This is a genomic window from Undibacterium sp. Ji83W (assembly GCF_049340385.1).
Classification (GTDB): domain Bacteria; phylum Pseudomonadota; class Gammaproteobacteria; order Burkholderiales; family Burkholderiaceae_D; genus Undibacterium.
The window spans coordinates 183941-209243 of the sequence record NZ_JBMPOZ010000012.1 but is presented as its reverse complement, the minus strand read 5'-3'; the positions used below and the strand labels follow the sequence as shown (position 1 = coordinate 209243).

Sequence of the window (25303 nt, the reverse complement as noted above, 5' to 3'; positions counted from 1 at the left end):
ATACTTAGTTAATGTTGCAAGCTGGTAATGCACGATTGACACTAGTGTGCATGCTCATGGATACTTGGCAAGAATTGGAACCTTTTGTTACAAATCAGGTTCTTAATGAAACATTTATTATAAATATACGGAGATTCACCATGTTGCGACCCAGTCTGATTTTTCTTTCCCTTGCCCTGGCATTGACGGCATGCAGCAAGGGAGGAAAAGATGGCAAGGAATCGGACCAGTCCAAAGCCAACGCGGGTTCAGCCAGCTCAAAGTCAGCCAGTGCCAAGATACCTGACAGCCCCCTGCTGGTGACGCAAGAAGATTTGCAGGTCATACAAAATAGTGCGCTGTCATCCGGGCCAGTGATTACCGGCTCGATACAGCCAGAACGCAAGGCCGACCTGCGTTCGGAATTATCAACCGTGGTTTTGCAAGTATTAAAAGAAAACGGCGAGACGGTAAAGCGCAATGATTTGCTGGTACGGCTGGATGACACTTCAATCCGCGATAGCCGCAATTCGGCAGAAGAAGCTGCCAGGGCATCGGCACAGACACTGGAGCAGGCCGAGCGCCAGTTCCAGCGCCTGAAGACTTTGCGCGCATCCGGCATGACATCGACGCAGCAACTGGAAGATGCAGAAATCCGCCGCAATAATGCCCAGAGTGATCTGGTCGCCGCCAAGGCTCGCGCAGTGCAGGCACGTCAGCAAATGCAACGCACAGAAGTACGCGCGCCCTTTGATGGCGTGGTCAGTGAACGCAAAGTGTCAGCCGGTGACACCGCTCAGATAGGCAAGGAACTGGTCAAGGTCATCGACCCGACCAGCATGCGTTTTGAAGGTTTGTTATCGGCAGACAAGGTGAACAATGTCAAGATAGGCCAGGCAGTAAGCTTTCGTGTCAATGGTTATGGCGACCAGCAATTCGCTGGCAAGGTGAAGCGGGTAGACATGGCCGCTAATGCCACCACCAGGCAGGTAGAAGTGCTGGTGGCTTTTGCCGATGCAACGCCGCCAAGGGTATCTGGCCTGTATGCGGAAGGTCGCATAGAGACAGGTTCTACCCAGACCCTGATGATCAAGAGCACAGCCTTGCAGCGTGATGGCGATAAAGCATATGCCTGGCGCATCAAGGATGGCATCGTGAAAAAGGTCAGTATCGTGATTGGCGAACGCGACCCACGCCGTGGTGACTTTGAAATACGCGGTGGTCTGGTGGATGGCGACAAGGTGATACGCAATCCGATTTCGACTTTGGTGGATGGGCAGAAGGTAAAAATGGTTGCGTCTGCCGGTGCTGACTTGCCTGCAGCTTCAGCAACTGCTGCCTCAACAACTGCTGCCTCGACAACTGCAGCGCCAGCATCTGCAGCAACTGTCGCATCCGCTTCAGCCCCTGCAACTGTCAATCCACAAGGGAAATAATCATGTTCCTTTCTGATTTCAGTATCAAGCGCCCGATTGCGATGATCGTGATTATCATCGCCCTCATGTGCATGGGTTTGCTGGCGTTGAAAAAACTCAAGGTTAACCAGATCCCTGATGTCGAGGAACCAGTGCTGGTGGTCAGTATTCCATATCCCGGTGCATCGCCAGAAACAGTCGAACGCGAGATTATCAACCGCCTGGAAAAATCACTGCAAAGCATTACCGGTGTATATCAAGTGCGTTCGACCGCATTTGAAGGCCGTGCGCAAGTCGTGATTGTTTTTAATTTCAATAAAAACCTGATTGAAGCCTCAGATGAGGTGCGCAATGCGATTGCATCGGTGCGCTATAAACTGCCGACGGAAATGCGCGAACCGATACTGGAGCGCAGCGATCCTTCGGCGCAGCCCATCATGCAGATGGCGCTGTCGTCCAGTACGCTCAGCCATGCCGAGATATCACGGCTGGCAGAAGATGAGTTATCTGATAAATTTCGTGGCATAGATGGTGTTGCTACTGTCAGTGTGAATGGTTCTTTGCGGCGTGAATTGACCGTGCTGTTGCATGCGCAAAAATTGCGTGAATACAATGTCTCTGTCGGTGAGGTGGTCACTGCATTGCGCAATCAAAATACCACGGCACCGGTAGGTAAAGTGCGTGGCAAGCTGGATGAGCAAAGCATACGCTTGATAGGCCGCATAGAATCGCCAGCAGAATTCCAGAATATCGTCATCAAGCGCCGTGGCACTGATCTGGTCAGGCTGGCGCAAGTGGCTGATATTGCCGACAGCTTTGCCGAGATAGGCGGTTTCAGTGTGCGCAATGGCAACCCCAATGTCGGTATCTCAGTCACCCGTTCGCGTGATGCCAGTACGGTTACGGTGGCAAACAAAGTGCGTTCCCTGATTGAAGAGATCAACAAGACTTTACCGAAAGGCAGCAAGCTGGAAGTCACTCAGGATGGCGGCAAGGATGCACAATCAAGCCTGAACAACGTCATTGAATCCCTGATGTTTGGAGCAGTACTGACGATTTTTGTGGTGTATGTATTCCTCAACTCCTGGCGCTCCACCCTGATCACGGCCATGAGTTTGCCAACTTCGGTGATTGCCGCTTTTATCGCAGTCTGGTTGTGCGGCTTTACCCTGAACTTCATGACGCTATTGGGGCTGTCGCTGGCAATTGGTGTGCTGATTGATGATGCGATTGTGGTGCGGGAAAATATCGTGCGTCATATGGAGATGGGTTCTGATCGTCGTACCGCTGCCAGCAATGGCACCAAGGAAATTGGCTTGGCGGTGGCATCTACCACGTTCTCGATTATTGCGGTATTTATTCCCGTGGCTTTCATGCCTGGCGTTTCTGGTGAATGGTTCAGGCCGTTTGCACTGACTGTTGCCAGTTCAGTCATGGTCAGTTTGTTTATCTCATTCACACTTGATCCCATGCTGTCTGCCTACTGGGGTGACCCGGTGGGACATCACCTTGCACCCAAACGCGGCATTAGCCGGGTATTGGCCAAATTCAATACCTGGTTTGACCATCAGGCCGACCGTTACGGTAATGTAATCGCCTGGGCTTTGCATCACCGTGTCTGGATGGCACTGATCGCTGGCCTCAGTTTTGTCGGTGCCATCGCCTTGCATGCAAGTATGGGGGGCACCAGTTTCTTGCCTGTGTCTGACAATGGGACCCTGGTGATTGATGTTCGCACACCATCCAGTGCCAGTCTTGATTATGGCCGCATGAAAGTGGAAAAAGCTGCCGAACTTGCCCGTACCATCAAAGAAACCAAGGCTACCAACAGCGTCATCAATGCCGGTGGTGGCCGTGTCTATGTTGACATTGGCAAAAGTACAGAACGCAAGCGCTCGGCCAGTGAGGTTGGTGTTGAGTTACGCAAGCTGGTGGCAACCATCATCGGTGCAGAATATGTGGTGCAGGATGATCTGAGTAATGGTGCCAGAAAACCGGTGCAAATCCGGTTCTCAGGACCGGACTCGAGAAAACTCACCGAGATCGCTACTGACTTCATGGGGCAACTCAGCAAGGTGCCTGGCGCAGTGGATGTAGGCTTGTCTGAGCAAGATCCCAAGGATGAATTGCAGATAGAACTGGATCGCGGCCTGGCAAATTCCCTTGGTATCTCGGTCAATGATGCAGCTCAGGCTTTGCGTGTGGCGTTTGCCGGCGTTGAGATTGGTGACTGGGTTGACCCTACCGGTGAAGCGCGTGATGTGGCAGTGCGCCTGCATCCTGATGACAGGATCAGTGCAGAAAACATAGAGCGCCTGCCTATTGCCGTAGCCGGTAGTGACAAGATGGTGCCGCTGGAGCAAATCGCCAAGATCACCATGGGCAAGGGGCCAGCCAAGATCCAGCATACCGATGGCAAACGCATGATAGAAGTGTCTGCCAATGCACAAGGCAAGTCTTCTGGTGAAGTGACAACCGAGGCTTTGAAGATCGCCAAGGCCATGAATTTCCCCACTGGTTTTGGTATAGAACTTGGCGGTGCAGCACGTTCGCAAAAAGAACTGTTCACTGAAATGACCATTGCCCTGGTCGCTGGCATAGGCTTGATGTACTTGATATTGGTCATGCAGTTCGGCTCTTTCACTGCACCTATTCCTGTCATGCTGTCACTACCTTTGAGCCTGATAGGTGTAGTGGTTGCCTTGTTGCTGACCAAAGGCACACTGAACCTGATGAGCTTTATCGGCATCATCATGCTCATGGGGCTGGTGGCAAAGAATGCGATTCTCTTGCTCGATTGCGCCAGGAAGCGTGAAGAAGAAGGCTATGACCGTGAAGAGTCACTGATGTACGCTGGTCGCAAGCGCCTGCGTCCTATCCTGATGACCACCTTTGCGCTGATTGCCGGTATGTTGCCCGTGGCCATAGGCCTGGGTGAGGGCGGCGAGTTTTATCGCCCACTGGCGATTGCGATTATTGGCGGTACTATCACTTCCACCTTCCTGACCTTGCTGGTAGTGCCAACTTTCTATGACAGTATAGAAATCAGCGTTGACCGCATGATCGCCAAGTTCCATCGCCGTGAAACTCGCTGGAATACTTTCTTTGCCTTCATCATGACGTTTGTTGAAGCATTGTTGACATTGGTCATGCTGCGCTTTATCTTCCGCCTGCCATTCAGGGCATGGCGAAAAATCAGTGGCAAGCCTGCTGTAGCCTGATGTAAGAGATATGCCCACCTGACAAGTGGGCATTTTCATTTTTAATGCAGGATTTCTTTTGCGTGCAATAAAATTCTTTTGCTTAAATTTTATTCATAACCGTATCGTCATGAACCCATAAGTTTTTTATTTTTGCGCCGCACAAAGCCAGTGTTCATGGGGCTTGCAGCCTTGTCGCTGATTAACTTTGCATCAGATTTTGATGGTTCTCTGGCATCATTTTCAGACTGTGCTTCAGGTGATCTTCAACACACAGGTTTTCTAAGTCAATTCAGGGCGTTTTCAGGCTTGACTACCCCCTCACAAATCTGGATACTTCGCCCACTGTTTTTCCAGATATATCCAATTTATATAAAGAGAAATTCAGGGAAAACATATCCATAATTCCAATAAGCAAATCCACCTTCAAAAGAGATGTTTGCTGACGCTGTGAAAAACAATTGACAGGAGAGACGAATGACTCAATCCGTGGCTATGGATGGCGCTGAAAAAGCGCAGATGCCTAAGCAAATACCCTATATCATCGCCAATGAGGGCTGTGAGCGCTTCAGTTTTTATGGCATGCGCAACATCCTCACCCCCTTCCTGATTACCAGCCTGCTTTTATCCATGCCTGAAAACATGCGCGCGGGCATGGCGAAAGAGGTGTTCCATACTTTCGTCATCGGTGTGTATTTCTTCCCATTGCTGGGTGGATGGCTGGCTGACCGTTTTTTTGGTAAATACAATACTGTGTTCTGGCTCAGCCTGGTGTATTGCTGCGGTCATGCATGCCTGGCTATTTTTGAAGATAACCGGAACGGCTTTTACACCGGGCTATTCCTGATTGCCCTGGGATCCGGGGGGATTAAACCGCTGGTGACATCCTTTGTTGGTGATCAGTTTGATCAATCAAACCGTTCGCTGGCACAAAAAGTATTTGATGGTTTTTACTGGATCATTAATTTCGGCTCTTTCTTTGCCTCTCTGTTGATGCCTATTTTCCTCAAGCAACTGGGTGCCAGTATGGCTTTTGGTATTCCTGGGGTGCTGATGTTGATTGCTACCATCATTTTCTGGTCTGGTCGTACCAAGTACATCCACGTGCCACCTGCGCCGCGTGACCCGCATTCTTTCCTGAATGTGGTGCGTACTGCCCTTACTACTGATGTACCCGGTCAGGCAAAAAATGGCTATTTCATTGCGATGGCAGGTGCTTTGCTGGCGATAGGTTCCATGTTCCTGATTCCTAAAGTCGGTATCGTCGCAGCTCTGTGTCTGGCGCTGGTACTGGTTCTGGGTTTTGGCGGCATGGGTGCATGGATGCAACTGGAACGTGCCCGTGGCATCCATCCTGATGTGGCGGTTGATGGTGTGCGTTCGGTATTGCGTATCCTGGTGGTGTTTGCACTGGTGACACCTTTTTGGTCCTTGTTTGATCAAAAGGCGTCAACCTGGGTGTTGCAGGCTGATCAGATGACCAAGCCTTCATGGTTCCAGTCTGCCCAAATGCAGGCACTGAACCCTTTGCTGGTGATGTTGCTCATCCCTTTCAATAACCTGGTCTTGTATCCTCTATTGAAGCGCAGCGGTGTTGAATTGACTGCCTTGCGTCGCATGGGTGCTGGCATTGCTTTCGCTGGCCTGGCCTGGATCGTAGTAGGTTTCATGCAAGTGGCGATTGATGGTGGTAATGCCCTGGAAATCACCTGGCAAATCTTGCCTTATGCCCTGCTGACTTTTGGTGAAGTACTGGTGTCCACCACAGGTCTGGAATTTGCCTATAGTCAGGCACCGCTGGCGATGAAGGGCGTGATAATGAGTTTCTGGAACTTGTCGGTTACGATTGGTAATCTGTGGGTTTTGCTGGCTAACTCCAGCGTCAAGAGCGAAGCAGTGACTGCACAAATCAAGACGACTGGGATGAGCGTCACCGCTTTCCAGATGTTCTTCTTTGCCGGTTTTGCCTTGCTGGCGGCTTTCCTGTTTTCTCTGTACGCCAGAAGTTATCCTATGTTGAATAACTACCGTCAGGCCAAGTAAAGCAATGATGCATAAAAAAACCGCATGATGATCCATGCGGTTTTTTTTCGTTCAGCTATTCTGGTCAGCGCAATATCTCTGTCAGTACCCGTCCTTCAGAGCCAGACGGCGGACGTACCCGCAACAGATGTGCCAGGGTAGGTGCAATATCCATGACTTCAGCATACTGTCCATAGGAACCTGCTTTGAAAGGCTTGCCCATCAATATGAGAGGCACATTGGTGTCGTAGATGTAAGGCGAACCATGCGATGTGCCATGCGCTTCGCTGCCAAAATACCAGTAAGGTTTGGTGACAATCATGATATCACCTGAGCGTTGCTTATGCCATGCACGTTGTACCAGTGTGCCCATGCGTGTACGCGGCAGGTTGCCGTTTTCAAACTGGGTACGGGTAAAACTGTCGGCCACTCCTGGCAAGCCCAGCAAGAATCTTGCTGCTGCATTTTCCACATCTTCACGTTTCAGGTTTTTTTGTTCTATCAGTTTATAGTCGAGCAAGAAGTTGGGCGCTGACCATTTGCGGACCAGATCCTTTTGCCCAAATTTTTCAGACAAATGTTGGTTCAGGTCTGCAGTCATTTTTTTGCTATCCAGACGTTGAGCATCACGTTTGATGGATTGCGCAAATTCCGGCACATTCGGGAAGCCGTGATCGGCGGTCAGCACCACCATGGTGTTTTCCAGACCTATACGCTTGTCGAGGTAGGTAAAGAAATTTGCCAGCATCCTGTCCAGTCTTTGCAAATGGTCATGCGACATGCGGCTTTCAGGGCCAAAGCTGTGATTGACATAGTCATGGCTGGACAAGCTGACACCCAATACATCCGGCACGCCAGTCGGGTTTTGCCCCAGCTTTTCACCTTCAATGGCAGCGCGGGCAAAGTCCAGTGTCATTTCATCGACATAAGGGCCAGTGTATAAATCTTTATAGTAATCAGCGTCAGGCTTGCCTGACTTGCTGGTATAGACAAACGGGAAGCGCTTGTCTTTTTCTTTTTGATTGATGACCAGTTCATCATTGGCATCGTTCACATAGGCTGCATCAGGCAGTAAGGGACGCCATTCCTTGCCATAAAAACGGTCTTGCGGCTTTGCTGCCTGGTATTGCTGTACCCACTGGGGGTGGGACTTCATGTAATACGTAGAGCTGGCAAAATTGCCGGTCTTGCTCATATACATATAGGCCGTGCCGGTCTTGCCTGCCAGCAGGATCGCACCCCTGTCCTTGCCGGACACGGTAATCACCTTGCTGTGTTCGCCATTCGAATAGCGCAATTCATCGCCCAGCGTGCTGACACGCAGGTTGGCTGGGGACGTGCCGTCACTGGCCTTGGTTTCTTCACCTATGTAAGTATATTGCTTGTCTTCTGTGCAATAGACTGATTCCAGCGTGACCGGGTCTATCCAGTTATTGCCTATGATGCCATGCTGGTAAGGGTAAGCGCCCGTCAGTACAGCAGAGTGACCCACTGCAGTCACGGTAACTCCATGCGCCTGATGGGCATCAGAGAACCAGGCACCCTGATCCAGCAAGCGGCGGAAACCGCCCTGGCCAAATTGATCACGATAACGAACAACTTGCTCCTGAGGCAAACCATCAACGACCAGAACCACCACCAGTTTGGCTTGGGCCGGTTTTTCAACTGCTAAAGCTGGTAGAGCAGGCAGGCTGACAGAGCTAGCCAGGCAAGTCATTAAAAACAGCCGACGCATGGGACTGGATATGTTTGGCAAGGGATTCTTCATGATGTATTATCGAATGGTCAATGGTGAGCGATGGTGAACAATGGTGGTCAATGTTTGCTAATGCAAGAGGCTATGCAGACTCTGATCGGCGCTAAAGCTAGCATACACTAAGTGATACATCTGACAGGCGCATGACAGCGTAAATCTTTAGCAAAATACATAAGGTTTCAGATATGTATTTTGATATATTAAATTTCACTTCTGCCCTGATGATTGTTGCACCTCAAAAACAATCTGCCTGATCTTGCATTTTCTTACTATGCTCACCATTGCCCGGCAGTAAAATGAAGTGGTGCATCCCAGCATACATATGAGCGTGGGGCCGCGCTCCGATAGGATCAGTCTTGAACAAAGATAATTATTATTCTTACCTGTTTGATATCTTGCCGGTCGCCGTAGCGATTGTTGTGGATGGCAAATTGGTAAAACTCAATCCCGCTGCGGTTCAGTTGCTTGAAGTCAGCGATGAACAGCTATTGCTAGGTAAATCTGTTGATGAATTTGTTCATCCTATTGACCAGCCGAGGTCACAAGGACGATTAAAGAAGCAGGGCAGCAATTGGGCGAATGCGAATAGCAAGTTTCGCATACGTACCAGCAAGGGCAATTTCCGCATGTTGCTGGTGATCAGTAATGCCATCGTATTTGAGGGTAAAGATGCCGTCTTGATCAGCGGCATGGACATGACCGAGCACAGCGAGATGGAAGAGCAATTACGCCTCAGTGAATTCAATTTCAGACGATTGTTTGAAAACATGCAAGACGTGTATTACCGTACCGATGTTGACGGCATAGTACAAAAAGTCAGCCCGGCAGTATCTAAAATATTGGGGTACACCCCTGAAGAAATTGAGGGCAAACCTGCCGCTGCGCTTTATCCGCAGATGGCGGACAGAGAAGCATTCAGAAAAGAAATCATGCTCCATGGCATGGTCAGCGATTTCCCCGGGCAAATGGTCACCAAAGATGGCCGCACCATAGATATTTCAGTCAATAGCCAGGCCTTATTTGACGATGAGGGTAATTATGCGGGGGCAGAAGGAATCTGCCGCGATGTCACCCAGCGCAAGATGCTGGAAAGAGAATTGCAAAGACTGGCCACCACAGATTCCTTAACTGGCATAGCCAACCGCCGGGCCTTTCTTGAACATGCTGAACACATATTCAAAAGCTGCCAGCGCTATCAAACCCAGATGACCTTGCTGATGCTGGATCTGGATTTCTTCAAAAGCATCAACGATAAATATGGACATCAGTCTGGCGACCATGCACTGATTCGTTTTGCTGAAGCCGTCAAGCTGGAGTTGCGTGAATCAGATTTGTTTGGCCGTCTGGGAGGGGAAGAATTTTGTGTACTCTTGCAACAGGCCAGTCAGCCAGAATCCATGCTGGTGGCTGAGCGCATACGCGCTCACATACAGTCCTTGGCCCTGGATACGGCTACTGGCGATGTCTTTGCCCTGACCGTAAGTATAGGCATAGCGACATACAGGACAGAAGACGATCGCCTTGGCCGCTTGCTGGAGCGTGCAGACAAGGCTTTATACCAGGCCAAGAGCCATGGTCGCAACCGGGTTACCTGGGAAGCCTAGAGTTCAGGCTTTTCCTGGTTACACGCTGATCAGGCGCTCAAGCTCAAAATCAGTAACAGATAAATGAGCAAAGAACATCCTGCCACGAACAGCAAGGCTATCGTGCGCCACAGGCTGGCAGCTACTCCCAATTGATAAGCCTCACGTAACTGCCTGAACATATGCAGGGGTGGCACAAAAACAAATAGCAGTACTGCTGTGGTGCTGAAACTCAAGGTATTCAGTATGGCCGTCGTCATCAGAAGCAAGGCCATGAAGGAAAGGGAATACAGCGAAAACACCGCATGATCGAACATGCCATATCTGCGCTTGAAGATGAAGAGCAGCCATAAAAACGGCAAGGAGATAGGCATGAGCATGAAGGCAAGCTTCGATGCATTGCTTTTCATTTTGTATAAGGTCAATTCAGGTGTATTGACCGCATGCTTGATTTTTTCCTGTATGGATGGAAGAGAAGAGGTAACTGTTACCTTTTGTTTTTTCGCCGCTTGCTTTGCCTGTTGCTCTTCTATTTTTTTAAACAGTTTTTCATCCAGTTTTTGCGCTAGTTTTCCTACGCCATTATCCTTGTCTTCAGCTTTTGTCTGGCTGTTTTCATCACTTTTGATGCCAAGTAAATTCAATGAGCTTTCCAGTGCAGTGATCTCTGTTTTAAGATCGGCGATGTTTTCATCCAGTTCTTCCAGTTTCGAGTCTCCTGCCGGCAGTTGGCCGCGTTCACTTTGCAGGGATGTCAGCTTCGCCTGAGTCTCTTGTAAGACCCTGCTGATCCCTTCTCTGGTATGCGGCTTGTCAGTAATACTCTCAAGCGGATTATTGGTCGTGAAAGAAAACACAAAGAACATCAAAAAGATCAAAAACAAAAACAGGGCCAATGGCGACACATAGCGCGTGCGCTGGCCTTCTATATAGTCGCGGGTCAGTTTTCCAGGTGACCAGATCAGTTTTGGAATAGTTCGCCATGCCTTGGTCTCAAAGTGAAACAAGCCATGCAAAAGCTCTTCTACCAAATGCAGCAGGGAACGATGAATATGGGCGGACTGTCCGCAGGCATGGCAATATGCACCCTGCAGGACGGCATTGCAGTTGGCGCAGGCATGCTGATGTTCATCAGCGCTGGCTGCATGAGCGCCACTTTTTTGTACCTCATTGACCAGCACGGCTGCTGTCGCCACATCCGTCGCAATTTCCACATCTACGTTCATACATTTGCTCTCTGTTTTTTTGATTGTGCACGATATTGAGCTTCCCTCAGTCCGGCAAGATAGCACAAATCAGGTATGGATTTGATAATATGTAGAGAATTTTCCGTGGGCTATCAGAGCCCTTATTTGAAATACTCGAAGGATGTTGAAATTATGCCCCTGCTTCAATTACTGTTATTTTTACCTTTGTTTGTTTTTAGCTCAGGTGCCTGGGCACAACGTGCCATTTCTGGTGAGGACTGTTTCTCACTTGGAGGCCAGGCTGATGCTCGTACATGCCTGGAAAAACGCGTCCTTGACAGCGATGTGGCACTCAAGGATACAGAAGAAGATGTTCTGGGTCATGTGCATCGCTGGGACGATACGCCAGAAAACCGCAGGCGGGTGCATGCTTATGTATTATCTTCAAGTAAACAATATTTGCGCTATCGCAAAGAACAATGTGAATTACAGGCTGCACTCGCCGCTGGTGGCACTGGCGGTTCGCACCGGCGCTTCTTGTGCATACTGGAATTGAATGAGCAGCGCATGGCTCATCTGCAAAGCGTGAAAGAAGTGACGAAACGCTAAAAAAATACCTACTTGATTTGGAAGAAGCGGGTTCAGGTCAGTCTGTTATCGGCGCGACGCCTGCATTGCAAGGAACCTGTCAATGAGTTTGGTTTCCCCCATATTTACTCATGCTACCCCGTAGTTGGTGCTATCCTGGAAATCATTCCTCCTCACGCTTATGTAAAAAGCTTCAAACTGGTCCGTTAGTGCAAGACAGAGCTTCATCATTGCCATGCTTTATCTGTTGCAAATTGAAATCGTTTAATTCTTGATTACAAAGGTGCAAATAATGAAAAGTACTTGCCTGTTTCTCGTAAAAATTGCTGGCTTCATGATGTTGCTCTCTGGTGCAATGACAGCCAGCAGTGCCGAAACCTATAAGCTGGGCGTCAATGCACCGCGCTCCACGCAAGAAACCCAAAACCAGTGGCAAGACCTGGGCAAGTACCTGAGCAAGACGACAGGCAAGCAAGTAGAAATCGTCCCCATGGAAGTGTCCAAGGTGTTTGGTGATGCCAGTGCCAAGAAAGTCGATTTCATACTCGCCAATCCCAACCAGACCTTGATGCTGAAGGTGAAGCTGGGGGCAACGCTGCTGGCTTCCCTGAATGGCAAGCAGGGTTCAGTATTTGGCGGTGTCGTCGTGGTCAAGAAGGGCGGCAGCATCACCAAGATAGAAGACCTGAAAGGCAAACCCGTCAGCGCCCTGGGCATACAGTCTGCGGGCGGGTATTTATTCCAGGTCTATCATTTATCGCAAAAGGGCATGCAGCCCCGACGTGATTACGGTCTGTTCACCACCACCAGCCAGGATGATTCTGTACTGGCCGTACAATCCGGCAAATCCAGCGCGGCCTTTGTGCGCACCGGCATACTGGAAAACATGGCCAAGGAAGGTAAAATCAAGTTGGACGATTTCACTATCCTGGATGAGCGCAAGGACGCTAAATTCCCGTTCTTGCTGACGACGGAACTGTATCCTGAATATTTCGTGGTTGCCTTGCCACATGCGAATAAAGACGTGGCAGCCGAGATCAAGACAGCATTACTCAAAATGCCTGCAACCGAGCCAGCAGCGCAAACGGCAGGTATCAAAGGCTTTATCGAACCGCTGAGCACGGCTACGCTGGAAAGCGCCATGCGTGCTGTCAAAGCACCGCCATTTGAATAGTCAGGTGTGCTAAACAAAAACGCATCACCACATTGCTGTGGTGATGCGTTTTGCTTTGATGATTTTCATTAAGTTACTTGTGAACGCTGACGGCACTGGCGTGTACGTCCTGCATTGTCACAACCAGCCGGATTTCTTGAAGCGGTAATACAGATAAGCACAGGCTGAGAACATGATGCCTATCGCCATCGGGTAACCATAATGCCATTCCAGTTCTGGCATGGCCTTGAAGTTCATGCCCCAGATACCGGCAAAAGCAGTAGGCACCGCAAAAATCGCAGCACCTGCAGCCAGACGCTTGTTGACTTCACTCTCATCAATCGCGACCATGGACAAGTTCACCTGTATCGCCGTGCTGATGGTGTCGCGTATGGTTTCGATCGAGGTATTGATGCGGTACAGGTGATCATACACATCGCGGAAATATTCCTGGGTATTCACGCATAAGGCAGGTACGCGCCCGCCAAACAGCTTGCCGCAGGCTTCCATCAACGGTGTGACGGCGTGTTTGACGACCATGATCTTGCGCTTGAGCTGGTACAGGCGCTGGATATTCGCGCGTTCACTGCCCTTGGTGAAAATCTGTTCTTCGATAAGTTCCAGCTCTTCTTCCAGCGCTTCTACGACCGGGAAGTAGCGGTCAACCACGGCATCAATCAGGGCATAGAACACAAACGAAGAACCATGCTTGAGCAAGTGCGGTTCCCGCTCACAGCGCTGGCGCACGCCCAGGAAATTTTGTTGGCAACGATTGCGCACCGACAATACATAATTGTCACCGACGAAGAGATTGAGCTCGCCTATATTTAATTCACCTTCCAGCATTTCCACAGTGTGAATAACCGCAAAAAGGGAGTCACCATATTCTTCTATCTTTGGCCTTTGATAACCATGGCGTGCGTCTTCGACAGCCAGTTCATGCAATTCAAATTCGACCTGCATTTCCTGTAATTCTTCATCCGAGGCATCGCGCAAGGCTACCCAGACAAACTGGTCTTTATGTTGCACATAGTCGCTGATGGCTGCCACGGAGATATCGGACAGTTTGCGGCCTTCCTGGTAAGTGACGCAGTTGATTAACATAAGTTATGTAGTCTGGATTGCCGGATTGGTAGATGCAGATTTTAATGTAGGCTCATCGCGCTGGTAAAGCTATATTCCCAGTACTTGTTGCCATCACGCAGTTGGTTCCGCATCAGGCACAGGCGGTAAGAGGCGCAGGTATTCCTTGCGGACGACTTCATAGCATTCGCAGACACGCGCTTCCATGGCTGGCCGGTCCACCACTGTGATATGCCCACGTCTGCTGGTAATCAATCCATCTTTTTGTAACTGGCCTATGACTTGGGTGACGCTCTCGCGACGTACTCCCAATAAATTGGAAATCATTTCCTGGGTGATCACGATATCATTTGAATGCAATCTGTCCATGCTCATCAGTAGCCAGCGACACAGTTGCTGATCCAGTAAATGGTGCTGGTTGCAAACGGCGGTTTGTGAAGTCTGGCAAATCAGCGCCTGGGTATACAGCAAAGCATATTGCTGCAACTTGCCACCCAGGGAAAACTCCCTTTTCATGATTTTTCTGCTGAGTTTGTATGCCTTGCCTGTGCTTTGAACTTCTGTGCTGGATGGCATGCTATCGCCACCCATGAAAATGGATATACCCACCATGCCCTCGTTGCCGACCAGTGCCACTTCACTCGATGAGCCATCTTCCAGTGCGTAGATCAGCGAGACGATGCCAGAGATAGGGAAATACAGGAAACGTACATGGTCACCAGATTCCAGCATGGTCCACTTCAAAGGAAGGGGAACCAATTCCAGGTCAGGTAATATGCGCTCGAAATCTGCCTTGGGTAGCGCAGCTAATATGCTGTTCTGTTTTGGATTTTCAGACCATGCAGCTTTGCTTGTTTTTTTCATATGTGTTTTGAAGTAGCTTGCTTGTTCTACCGCAGGTTTGGGCAGGCTGTAATGTCAAAGCAGTTTACATGGTTTCGCCAGCAATCTATAGGTCAATTTGCTTGTGCAGATGGAAACAACAACATTGCAGGCGACCATCCTGATTACGCCGCTAATGGTCTCTTCCAGCGTTAGCGACGCATACATAAAAAAGTGGCTGCCAGAATGAGTTATCCCCTGATATCAAGTGATATCAGTTGATAGTCATCATGCCTTTGCAGCCTTGCTTTTCTCAGTCTTTCTCTGCAAGACAAAAATAGGCTGTGCCCATTCTGTATCTTTCTTCTTCTTGCTGGTGATCAACGTCAGCTCTGATGGGTCATACACATCGGTATTATGTGTCAGCGGCGTCGTCATCAGGTACTGGGCATCAGTGTTCTTCAGGAACTCACCAACCAGCTGGATATTGCGTATATCCAGATGGGCGAAGGGTTCATCGATGAAGACAAAGCCGCCAGAGCCGTCGTCAGATTTCAGCAAGCCTATCAGCAAGATGAGTGACTTCATGACTTGCTGGCCACCAGATGCTTCACCATCGTTCATGCCTATCGGGCCTTTGCCGTCAAACTTGAAGCGTACATGCAAGCCAGCCTGAGCCAGTTGTATGTCGTCATTTTCCAGCTTGACCGGATCGGTATGCACTTCTATGCCTGCCAGTTCGCCGAGTTGCTTGATGTTCTTGCTGTAGGATTTGATCGTGAAGCGCAGTCTGTCCATATAGGCAGCACGGGCATTCACCGTGGCTTCTATTGCACGGTTATTCTGGTAGCGTCGTTCATCGGTTTCTGCCTGGCGGCCTTGCAGCAGGGCATTCAAACGCGTGTACTGATCGACCACCGTGGAATCAGTTTCCCAGTCATCACGCGCCAGGTTATTCGTCAGGCTGCGTATGCGCAATTCGATCTGGTGGACGTTTTCATGTTCGGCCACCAGTTCCTTGCGGTGCGACGCACGCTTCCAGTTATGCGGCAGGGTATGCCAGGTGTCGCGCATGGCGCGCAGGGTTTCAAATTGTTCCTTGCGTTCATCAGCATGGCGTTTTTCTGAGCTGCGCAATTGGGCTTCGGCATCGGCAATGGCTGCCTTGGCCTGTTCCCATTTCAGGTGGGCGACTGAGCGTTGTTCAGTGGCGGCTTTCAGCAAAGGTGCAATTTCACCGAGGCGACCACCGACTTCCATCCGCTGTTGTTTCAGCGGCTGGGTATTGCGACTGGCTTCTTCAAATTCGGCATGGCGGGCACTCAGTTCTTTTGCTGCATCGACACCTGCCAGGCGCGCTTTATACGCGCTGATTTCACCGGCCAGTTTGCTGATCTGCATGGTCAGCACATCTTCTTGCGACTGCAGGCGTGGCAAAGACTTGAGCAGGGCTTCCAGGCGCTGGGTGCGGCCCGCATTACCAAAGCGATAGCGCGATACTTCAACAAACAGCGAACGGCCACCACGGCGCTCAAAATGATAAGCGTCAGGCGTGATCCATTCCTGATTCTTCGGCAACTTCATACCAAGCTCAATTGAGCCTACGGTATCAATGCGCTGCAACTGTTCTATCAACCAGCCAGGTGCCTGACCAGTGAAGTTGACGACAGACAGCAGGCTCTGGTCCTTGACCACGGGTGCGCTGATACGATCGGGCACGATGAAATGGCTGTAGCGCTGTTTTTCACCTATGCGGTAAGCGGCAGAGGCGTCAGTTGCCTTGTCCAGCAAAATAACCGAGGTATAGCCGCGCAACACGCCTTCTACTGCGGCCTGCCATTTAGGGTCGGTTACTTCTACGATCTCTGGCAACATGCAATGCGGGATGTTCGCATCCGTCAGTGCACGGCGCATCTGACGCACATTCTCAGGGTCGGGCAGGGCAGACTTGCCTTGCAGGGCGGCGATGGTTTCCATTTCGCCAGCGATACGCTGGGTCAGGGCATCGCGTTCCAGTTTCTGGCGTGACAGTTCAGCTTCTTTTTTCTCCAGATCGTCAGCGATATTGGCAACATCGGCATCTGCTTCGGCAGCCAATTTTTGCAAACGCGCTTTTTGTTCCAGCAGACTTTCTTGCGGCTTCAGTTTGCTGTTGATCTGCCCCAGCTTTTCACGCAGTGAAGATTCTTCTGCTTCCAGTGCGGCTTCTGCCTGCTTGGCATCTGAGACTTGCTGCGCCTGCTGCGCCAGGTGCTGGCGACGGTCAGACAGGGCGTGGTCTTGCGTCTTTAAAAATCGCTTGCTGGCACGCAGTGCCTGGCTGGTAGTACCCGCTTTCTCCAATGCTTCATGATATTGCAGGGTCGGCAGTATCTCTTCCTGCAGATCGCGCTTCTCTTTGCTCAGGCCTTCATACTGGTGGTAATTGGCAACGCGCAGGCGCAAGCCTTCCAGATTGGTTTTTGCACCTTCAAGTTCGGTTTCAAAACGCTGCAATTCAGTTTCTGTATCACGCTGGTGGCGTTTCGCATCATCATAGGCATCCAGCACTTCCTTGTCGCCAAACACTTGGAACACCAGGTCCAGCAACTGGCGCGGCGCATATTCACAGAGCTTGTCCGTCTCGCCCTGTTCCAGCGCCAGCACCTTGCCCATGGCATTCGACAGACCTGCATGCGACAAGCGTTTGCGGTAACTTTCCACACCGAGCCAGTCATTGGCTTCCTGTATTTCTTCTATCTCGGTTTTGCCGCTGCGCATGAGGTATTGGCGCTTCCAGTCGCCACCATTTTTTTCTATCTTGCAAAACAGCGTGACTTCATCTTCATACAGGCCGGACATGCGGAAAGGGCGGTTGGAAATCTGCGGCCCCACTGCGCTGTTATCCACTACCGCACGTATCCACGCGGTTTGCTGGCCAGAGTGGCGGGCATAATGCTTGTACGAACGCCCCATCGAGCATTCCAGTCCAAACAGGGTGCGCAAGGCGTCCAGCAGCGTGGTTTTACCTGAACCGTTTTGTCCTGCGATGGTGATGATCTTGGCATCGAGAGGGATGTTCTTGATGCGTTGCCAATAATCCCAATGGACAAGTTCCAGCGATTTGATATGAAACATGGTGCTTATTCTTTTTCGGTATTGGTGTTGATGTCGGTGCCAGTGACTGCGCTTGCATCGGTATCGGCAACAGGTGTGTCCACGCTTGCTATAGTTGTGTCAGTCGCAGTTTCAACTTCAGCCTGGGTTTCAACCGCAGGTGTGATGATGGCTGGTGTACGTGGTACCTGTATCTGGAAAATATCTGACAGCGCACCATTGATGATGCGGTCTTTCAGGGTATCGGTATCCATCAGCAAATCCAGCAACGGGCCTTCCAAAATCAGGTCTGCCTTGCGTTCAATAAAACCTACGCGTGCCAACTGGCCCAGGTTCATGTCCATACGGGTTTTCTTGCCCAGCTTTTCGCCAAAGTCTGCCAGCAGGGCGCGGTAAGAAATACCTATTGAAGTATCTTCTGCGCGCGGCATGGGTTTGTCTTTGCCGAACATATCATTCTGGTTTTCTTCTGCCAGTTGATGGGCTTCCTGGCGTTCACGCTTCGGTAAAATAATCAGAGACCACAAGACCACCAGCAAGGCCACGCCATCGCGTGCCAGGCCAAAATTATTATTCTGCCAGGTCTCTTTGGTGCCAAATACCTTGGATTCGCTGTCACGTGTGAGTGCCAGAGTGACATAGTCGGCATACACGTTATCGATAAACTTCATACCGCAGGCTTTCAGGCGCGTATCGATCTCGGTACGGAACAATTCATCCGACAAGGCGCGTTTAACCAGCTTGTCTTCACGGCGCAGGGTCTGGTGCGCCAGCAAGCGGGCGATCAGGATTTGTGCATCTTCGGTCATGGTGTTTCTCTTGTCTGTACAGGTGGTGCAGATTGTTCAGCGGGTGCAGTTGCCTTCGCTTTGCGGGTTGGCTGCGCAGCAGGTGGTGCATCGGGGGCATTCAGGCTGGCAATGGACATTGCCGCGACATGCTCATCATGCACCTTGTGCATTTTGTCTTTGGAATTGAAGACCAGCGGCAGGCGTGCCAGTATCCCGGTTGCACCCTGCAGGGCGGATTCATTGGGGTCACCCAGCAAAGGCAGCATGGACGCGCGGTAAGAAGCAATCGAAAAATTCGAAGGCAATAAAATATCTTGCAATGAGATCGGTTTTTCCGATGCATCGGCCTCAGTCAGCAAGGCCAGCCAGTGATCCAGTTCATGCAGGGCGTCGCTGTCATCATTGGCAATCGATGGTGCATTTTCACCTGCAGGCAAGGCACCAGCAAGTGCTGATACACGGTGGCTCAGCAGTTCACTCTCGGCCACGTCTATCATTTCTGAAGGCGTGATAAACATAGGCGTTACCGGTTTTGCCAGAGCATCGTCAGCCAGAGCAGCCAGGTCATCTTTTTGCAGCAACCAGGTCTTGATATCGGTGGTCGACAAACCAGACTGCCCCAGGTGCACACGCTGACGTTCAATCTGGTTCAGCGCCCGCGAGAACATGCCCTGCATATTCAGCAAGGCACTCTGGGCACGGCCTATGGCCTGCGCTGCCCTGTGGGTGGCTGCATCGGCACGGCTGTCATTGGTGATGGCATGAATGATCTCTGAGCCTTTTTCCACCCAGTCGCAGGCGGTATGCCATTTTTGCTGGGCAGTGCGCAACTGGAATTCTGAGCCTGAGGCAATCGCATCCGAGAATTCTTCCGTCAGTTCTATCAGGCGGCCCAGCAAATGATGCAATTGTTCTACCGAGACCCCGCCCACGGCCTGGGCACCAGCAACCTGGGTGAGCATATAGCTCATCTCAGCCTGGTCGTTGTTTTCTTCCACTTGCAGCAAGGACTCTATCGCTGCCAGCACATTACGTGCTGTTGGCGCAATGCGGTAAACCGACTGACTGGCATCCCAGATCAGCAAACCGGTAGAGCGCAGGCGTGACAATACCGTCTCCAAGGCATCTGCTTCGAGATAACCCAGCTTGGCATTGATATCCGCCCGGCTCAGCGACGGTGTTTCCACGTCGGCTGTCAATTCCCGCAAAACCAGCAGGCGCAACAATACACCGTTGAAACCACCATGGAACAAAGCCGTAAAAGCCTGTAAAACAGGCTGGCCACGCTTCAGGGGGAATACAGCGGAAACGTCTTCGGGAGTAATACCAGGCTTGAAATAGGTCTGCAGAGCGAGATCGTCTTCGTTCTGAACCTCAGCGTCGTTACTTATATTTTGCATGCGGGCATTTTAACCGCTTGCAGCCTGCTTGAGTATTGTCAGGATTTTAATTTTTGACAGTGCGTATCAAGAAAATGATGTTCAACACGTGGCTAAAAATCCATTTTCTTAATGCTAGTGCAAGTTTTGTGTGCGGAGTTTGTAAAATATAAACAATTTAAAATTGTATTGCTTTAAAATTAATTAATGCAGGCGCGACCTGTCGTAGCGATGTTCCAAGATTTGCAAAAGCAAGATTTCGCGCTCAGTTTCATCAGCATGCAGCAGGCGAGTTACCGCTTTGCGCGGCACCTTGAAATAACGGCGGCGGTTTGAGCGCATGTCCAGCGTGCGCCAGCCTTTTTCGGTCAGCCATTCCCATTGTTCATAGTCAATAGGCACAATCAATTGCATCTTCAGGCGGTTATAAACGACAGTGCTGCCAAATGCCGGTTTGGGGCCAGCGGGCGGCAGTTCGCGGTCATGGCGCACTCTGAAGATAGTCCTGAAACCGTTTTTGATAACGTCAATTAACATGATGTACTTATTGAAATAGCAAAGAGAAGATATGCGCCAGAGCTGGTCTGGCAATTAAATTCTGGTATCCGCCATCTCTAAAGGATGTGAGCAGATTTTGACTGGTTTTGCTGTGTCCCGTACAGCTGTTCACCAGTGCCAAAATTGAGGAAATATTTTAGTCGTATTCCAAGTATTTCCTTTCATATTGTCGTGTAAGTTTTTGTAATCTTTGGATTGTCTGGTTACATTAATTCACATTTAGCGGAATTTCGACTAAGGTGTTTCTGATCCTCATTCTGCTGTAGTGCATATTGGCTGCCTTTGGCTAGAGACAAAAGTCGGGTAAGTTGGTCGGCCCTGAAATTGCTGCACTTGCATCTGGCTTCAGCCCGTGAGCAAATAATTCATAAATGTAAGAAAATGGCTTGTAAGCAGACTAAGGATATTAAGCTGCTATATAAACTAGGAGAAAGTCATGACCACGACATCAACTGAATTTGCCACCCTGGGGGGCGGTTGCTTTTGGTGTACCGAAGCGGTGTTCCAGCAAATTCGCGGGGTATTGAAGGTAGAGTCCGGCTATTCTGGCGGGGCGGTACATCAACCCACTTATGAACAAATCTGTACCGGCAAAACCGGTCATGCAGAAGTGGTGCGCCTGAGCTTTGACCCGGCCATCGTCAACTACAGGGATTTACTGGAAATTTTCTTTACCATCCATGACCCGACTACACTGAACCGTCAAGGCAATGATAGCGGCACACAATATCGCTCCGTGATATTTTTTCACGATGCGCAACAGCAGGCAACAGCAGAGCAAGTCGTCAAGGAAATGGCGATGGTGTGGGATGACGCCATCGTGACTGAGGTCAGCCAGGCACCGATGTTTTATATTGCGGAAGACTATCACCAGAATTATTTCCGCCAGCATCCAGAACAAGGTTATTGCTCATTCGTGGTGGCACCAAAGGTAGCCAAGGCCAGGAAGATGTTTGCCAGCAAATTGATAGGTTAAACGCATTGAGATGATGCTGATTCAGCGAGTTCGCTGCGTAGCAAAAAGGAGAGTCGGCGACTCTTTTTTTTTTTCGCAGATCAACGCAACTTATTCCTGAGCGCATCCATCATCTTGGGTATGCTGTCCTTACTCATGCTATCAACTATCCAGCCCAGACCCATGGGCACTGGCCCCGGGTCGGTAAACACCTGGTATTTGACGACAGTCTTGGCGGGGTTATCTGCCAGGGCAGTCAGTTCCCAATATCCTGAAGTGTCAGCGATGGTTTCTTCCTGCTTCAAGCCTTCCCAGGGCTGTAATTTCCAGCTCAGGTTACATGTGGCAGGACTGACTTTGGGTGTCATTTTCAGACGGTATTTTTTGACTTTACCCAGCGGCAGATTCAATGTGAAATCTACCAGCGCAGACTCATCTGGCTGGCGTGTGACTTTGACTTTTGTGGTATTGGGCATGAAGCTGGGATAATCTTCATAAGCCTGTATGGTGGCGCATACTTTGGCGACTGGGGCGTTGAGTATGGTGCCTGCAGCGAAAGTCTTGCCATTGCTGTCAGCCTTGCTTTGATCTATCAACTGCACTTGCGTTTCAGTGAATTTGCTGGCGTCGAGTTGTGCTGCTTGTGTGCTTGACAGTAATAGCAAGCTGGAGGTGATGCCTATTAAAACAGATACGTACTTCATGGTTTATTCACACCTTCGCGTATTTTTTCTATGTTCACGTTTTTCAGATATTCAGGAATGTTTTTCCACATGCTGTGGTAACCATAGCCACCCTTCATTAACTCTTCCAATGCCTTCTCTTTTGTCCAGGCCTGATACAGGATACGGTACATGGCCGTCACCAGACCGGTACGGTCAGCGCCATGCATGCAATGCAAAAGCACCGGGCCATCTTTTTCTGCAGCCTTGATGGCACGCAGGGCCGAGATGACATTGCTATCATTGATACTCCAGGTATTGATACCTATGCGTTGCAACTTGATGTTGGAATCTTTGAATATGCTGGTATCAGAATGAAAGGAACGCAAGCTGACCACAGTCTTGATGCCGAGCGACTGCAATAGCGCCACATCTTTGCTGCCGAGCTGGGCACTGCGGTAAAAGTCCTGGTTCACGCGGTACAGATTTTGAGTCTCGGCAACCGGAGTGGCCCAATCGTCAGGTCGCGCCGTTTGCGCGCTGGCAGCATTGACCATCAATAGCAGACTGGAGCAAGAAATTGCAGCCAGCCTGGCAAATGAGGACCAGGTTTTCAGGCTGGCCTTCAGCCGTTTACTTCGCATTTTGTTGAGCATGGTTTTTGTACGAATAAATATAGAGAAAAGTGGCACCGATGAATCCTACCCAATAATCGGTAGGCACGCCCAGCAGCCAATGAATATGCCATGGCACATCATGAGGGGTAAACCGCGAAATGCCGTAAGCCGGATTGATGACAAACCATAAAAAATCCTCGACCACCCAGAAAGTCATGATGCTGGCGATAGCACGGCATTCAAGCTTTGCTGACCATTGCTGCATCATGGCAAAGGGTAAATGAAAAAACAGGGTAATAAAAGGGAATACCCAGGCGTGGTAACCCGTCATCGCCCGGCCACCCCAGAAGATATCCAGCAGCCAGTGTTTTTCTATACGCCAGGTTGGCAGATTTGCAGCCCAGCCGCCACTGCCTTCGATCTGGATTTCAACTTGCGCAAAGAATAGCGCCAGTACACAGACAAAGGCAAAGCAGATCAGGAAGGGCACGAATGTGTTTTTAGCTGAATGATTAGCTGAATTTTTAGCTGAGTTGTTCGCAGATTTCATATTCAAACTAAATCTCAAGCTGGGGTAGCCAATATGGTTTGCAAGACCTGCGTTGCAGCCTGCGGCCTACCCATAGCCTGGGCCTTGTCATGCATGTCGCGCAATTTAGCGGGATGCTGCAACAGGTAATTCAGGCGATAAGCCAGGCTGACGTCATCATAGGCTTTTAGCGCAACGCCTTGTTCCAGCAAGAAGTCAGCATTGCGTTCTTCCTGTCCCGGAATAGGTGAGTTGACGATCATGGGCAGACCCATGGCCAGGCACTCAGATGTAGTCAGGCCACCGGGCTTGGTGATCACCAGATCGGCGCAAGCCATCAGGCGTTCCACTTTATCGGTAAAGCCTTGGGGTAATAAGCGGCCAGGGTAACGCAAAGCCAGTTTTTGCAAGGCTTGCAGGGCAGGGGCATTTTTACCTGCCAGCACGATGAGCTGGAAATTGCCAGGCAGGGAAAGCAGGCGCTCGGCTACCTCGTCCAAACCACCAAGACCCGCTCCACCACCCATCAGCATGAAGGTTTGCAGTGCAGGGTCAAGGCCGAATTCTGCTGCGCAGGTTTTCCTGTCCAGATGTTGCGTAAAAGCCGGCATGATAGGGATGCCCGTGACATGGATGCGTTCAGCCGGTATGCCATTGATGCGCATGCGATCTGCCACTTCTTCGCTGGCGGCAAAATAGCCTGCCATGTGTTCATGCACCCACATCCTGTGCAAATCAAAGTCAGTGACTTGTACCCAGACCGGGCAATGCAGCCTTTCTTTGCGCAACAGGCGGGACAGCATTTCTGCTGGCAAGAAATGAGTGCAGATGATGACATCCGGCGCAAAGTCGGCAATCGCTTGCAACAAGGGGCGGGCGTTCAGGCGCTCTATGCCACGCCTGAGTTTCTCCATGGTGCTGTCAGATTGCGCTTCATTGGAGGCGTGATAAAGATAACCCCATAGCGTTGGCGCTTTATTGACCAGTTTGATGTAGAAATCAGTATAAATCTTGCGAAACCCGGCGGTGACAAAATCCATCACGTCCAGATGCAAGACTTCAGTATCGGCAGGATATGTCAGTGCCGTTGCCTTTATGGCTTCGGCGGCACGCTTGTGACCAGCGCCAGCGGAAACGCTTAATAACAAGATCTTTTTCTTGGGCATGAGCTTAGGTGTGGGGAAAAAAACACCGAGAATACCACGGTCTATCTGGCCTCATGCCAATTTGGGTCCCTGACTATCTCCTCAAGGAAGCTAGTCAGGGTTGCTGAATAGTTTTAAGGTTGCAAGCGGGAAATTTTCCATGCGCCATTTTCATCACGGGTATAGATGATACGGTCATGCAGACGCGAGCTGCGGCCTTGCCAGAATTCTACGCGCTCTGGCAACAGCCGGTAACCACCCCAGTGAGCAGGGCGTGGTGGGCGATCGCCAAATTCTGCCACCACGGCAGCCAGTTTTTTTTCCAGTGCTTCGCGGTCAGCGATGGGCTGGCTTTGTTGCGATGCCAGCGCACTTTGGCGGCTGCCTAGCGGGCGGCTATTGAAGTAGGCATCATTTTCTGCATCGCTGAGTTTTTCTATGCGGCCCTCTATGCGTACCTGCCTTTCCAGTGCAATCCAGAAAAACAGCAGGGCAGCATGAGGATTACTTTCCAGATCCTGCCCCTTGGCACTATCGTAATTGGTGAACCAGGAAAAACCGCGGGCATCAAATTCCTTGATGAGGACGATGCGTGAGCTGGGCCTGCCTTCTGCATTTACTGTGGACAGGGTCATGGCATTTGGCTCTGCCACATCGGCTTTCAAAGCCTGATCAAACCAGCTGGCAAACTGGCTGTATGGGTCAGCGGTGACATCAGATTCAGCCAGGCTGGCTTTTTTATAGTCGGTGCGGATATCAGCTACGGACATGGTTTTCCTTGAT

The 25303-nt window shown here is 50.4% G+C and carries 20 protein-coding genes; 7 read left to right on the top strand and 13 right to left on the bottom strand.

From position 1 onward, the window contains the following. The first annotated feature begins 140 nt into the window (after positions 1-140). The 3 genes from ACO0LD_RS19985 to ACO0LD_RS19975 all read left to right on the top strand — a co-directional run bounded on the left by ACO0LD_RS19985 (position 141) and on the right by ACO0LD_RS19975 (position 6637). A complete protein-coding gene (locus tag ACO0LD_RS19985; RefSeq protein WP_423009930.1) occupies positions 141-1415 on the top strand; it encodes an efflux RND transporter periplasmic adaptor subunit in 1275 nt (424 codons plus the stop codon). A gap of 2 nt (positions 1416-1417) precedes the next feature. After that, positions 1418-4615 (top strand): efflux RND transporter permease subunit, encoded by a 3198-nt coding sequence (locus ACO0LD_RS19980; RefSeq protein WP_423009929.1) that lies wholly within the window; start codon positions 1418-1420, stop codon positions 4613-4615. A gap of 456 nt (positions 4616-5071) precedes the next feature. Then, on the top strand, positions 5072-6637 hold the full coding sequence (locus ACO0LD_RS19975; RefSeq protein WP_423009928.1) for an oligopeptide:H+ symporter: 1566 nt from the start codon (positions 5072-5074) through the stop codon (positions 6635-6637). A 64-nt stretch (positions 6638-6701) separates the two neighbouring features. Here the strand turns inward: ACO0LD_RS19975 and ACO0LD_RS19970 are convergent, their stop codons facing one another. After that, on the bottom strand, positions 6702-8384 hold the full coding sequence (locus ACO0LD_RS19970) for an alkaline phosphatase family protein (RefSeq protein ID WP_423009927.1): 1683 nt from the start codon (positions 8382-8384) through the stop codon (positions 6702-6704). A 344-nt stretch (positions 8385-8728) separates the two neighbouring features. Here ACO0LD_RS19970 and ACO0LD_RS19965 point away from each other — a divergent pair, with 344 nt between their 5' ends. Next, positions 8729-9976, top strand: a complete 1248-nt coding sequence (locus tag ACO0LD_RS19965) for a diguanylate cyclase (RefSeq protein ID WP_423009926.1) — start codon at positions 8729-8731, stop codon at positions 9974-9976. A 29-nt stretch (positions 9977-10005) separates the two neighbouring features. Here ACO0LD_RS19965 and ACO0LD_RS19960 read toward each other — a convergent pair whose 3' ends face one another. Beyond that, positions 10006-11181, bottom strand: a complete 1176-nt coding sequence (locus tag ACO0LD_RS19960) for a DUF3667 domain-containing protein (RefSeq protein WP_423009925.1) — start codon at positions 11179-11181, stop codon at positions 10006-10008. Between the two features lie 153 nt (positions 11182-11334). On the opposite strand from ACO0LD_RS19960, the gene ACO0LD_RS19955 reads away from it, so the two are divergent. After that, complete coding sequence (locus ACO0LD_RS19955; protein WP_423009924.1) at positions 11335-11751, top strand: lysozyme inhibitor LprI family protein; 417 nt, start codon at positions 11335-11337, stop codon at positions 11749-11751. 271 nt (positions 11752-12022) lie between these two features. Continuing rightward, positions 12023-12904: a phosphate/phosphite/phosphonate ABC transporter substrate-binding protein gene (locus ACO0LD_RS19950; RefSeq protein ID WP_423009923.1), complete on the top strand. Its 882-nt coding sequence runs from the start codon at positions 12023-12025 to the stop codon at positions 12902-12904. 117 nt (positions 12905-13021) lie between these two features. Here ACO0LD_RS19950 and corA read toward each other — a convergent pair whose 3' ends face one another. From corA to ACO0LD_RS19920, 6 genes are all read right to left on the bottom strand, one after another. Next, the gene (gene corA / locus ACO0LD_RS19945; protein ID WP_423009922.1) at positions 13022-13987 is read right to left on the bottom strand and encodes a magnesium/cobalt transporter CorA; all 966 of its coding nucleotides are present in this window, start codon (positions 13985-13987) and stop codon (positions 13022-13024) included. A gap of 93 nt (positions 13988-14080) precedes the next feature. Continuing rightward, complete coding sequence (locus ACO0LD_RS19940; protein ID WP_423009921.1) at positions 14081-14830, bottom strand: Crp/Fnr family transcriptional regulator; 750 nt, start codon at positions 14828-14830, stop codon at positions 14081-14083. Between the two features lie 246 nt (positions 14831-15076). Then, entirely contained in the window at positions 15077-17905 is a 2829-nt protein-coding gene (locus ACO0LD_RS19935; RefSeq protein ID WP_423009920.1) for an ATP-binding protein, read from the bottom strand. Between the two features lie 5 nt (positions 17906-17910). After that, positions 17911-18693 carry a hypothetical protein gene (locus ACO0LD_RS19930; RefSeq protein ID WP_423009919.1) on the bottom strand — a complete coding sequence of 261 codons (783 nt, stop codon included), beginning with the start codon at positions 18691-18693 and terminating at the stop codon, positions 17911-17913. Further along, on the bottom strand, positions 18690-20075 hold the full coding sequence (locus tag ACO0LD_RS19925) for a hypothetical protein (RefSeq protein ID WP_423009918.1): 1386 nt from the start codon (positions 20073-20075) through the stop codon (positions 18690-18692). The genes ACO0LD_RS19930 and ACO0LD_RS19925 overlap by 4 nt, the downstream gene beginning before the upstream one ends. A 183-nt stretch (positions 20076-20258) precedes the next feature. Then, a complete protein-coding gene (locus ACO0LD_RS19920; RefSeq protein WP_423009917.1) occupies positions 20259-20591 on the bottom strand; it encodes a hypothetical protein in 333 nt (110 codons plus the stop codon). A gap of 457 nt (positions 20592-21048) precedes the next feature. On the opposite strand from ACO0LD_RS19920, the gene msrA reads away from it, so the two are divergent. Continuing rightward, positions 21049-21588 carry a peptide-methionine (S)-S-oxide reductase MsrA gene (gene msrA / locus ACO0LD_RS19915; RefSeq protein ID WP_423009916.1) on the top strand — a complete coding sequence of 180 codons (540 nt, stop codon included), beginning with the start codon at positions 21049-21051 and terminating at the stop codon, positions 21586-21588. An 80-nt stretch (positions 21589-21668) separates the two neighbouring features. On the opposite strand, the gene ACO0LD_RS19910 is transcribed toward msrA, so the two are convergent. From ACO0LD_RS19910 to pdxH, 5 genes are all read right to left on the bottom strand, one after another. Next, on the bottom strand, positions 21669-22271 hold the full coding sequence (locus ACO0LD_RS19910; protein ID WP_423009915.1) for an SRPBCC family protein: 603 nt from the start codon (positions 22269-22271) through the stop codon (positions 21669-21671). Continuing rightward, positions 22268-22873: a dual specificity protein phosphatase family protein gene (locus ACO0LD_RS19905; RefSeq protein ID WP_423009914.1), complete on the bottom strand. Its 606-nt coding sequence runs from the start codon at positions 22871-22873 to the stop codon at positions 22268-22270. The genes ACO0LD_RS19910 and ACO0LD_RS19905 overlap by 4 nt, the downstream gene beginning before the upstream one ends. Further along, positions 22863-23396, bottom strand: a complete 534-nt coding sequence (locus ACO0LD_RS19900) for a hypothetical protein (RefSeq protein ID WP_423009954.1) — start codon at positions 23394-23396, stop codon at positions 22863-22865. Before ACO0LD_RS19900 ends, ACO0LD_RS19905 begins: the two co-directional genes overlap by 11 nt. A 14-nt stretch (positions 23397-23410) precedes the next feature. Next, positions 23411-24541 carry an MGDG synthase family glycosyltransferase gene (locus ACO0LD_RS19895; RefSeq protein ID WP_423009913.1) on the bottom strand — a complete coding sequence of 377 codons (1131 nt, stop codon included), beginning with the start codon at positions 24539-24541 and terminating at the stop codon, positions 23411-23413. Positions 24542-24654: 113 nt separating this feature from the next. Continuing rightward, on the bottom strand, positions 24655-25290 hold the full coding sequence (gene pdxH / locus ACO0LD_RS19890) for a pyridoxamine 5'-phosphate oxidase (RefSeq protein WP_423009912.1): 636 nt from the start codon (positions 25288-25290) through the stop codon (positions 24655-24657). Between the last annotated feature and the right edge of the window lie 13 nt (positions 25291-25303).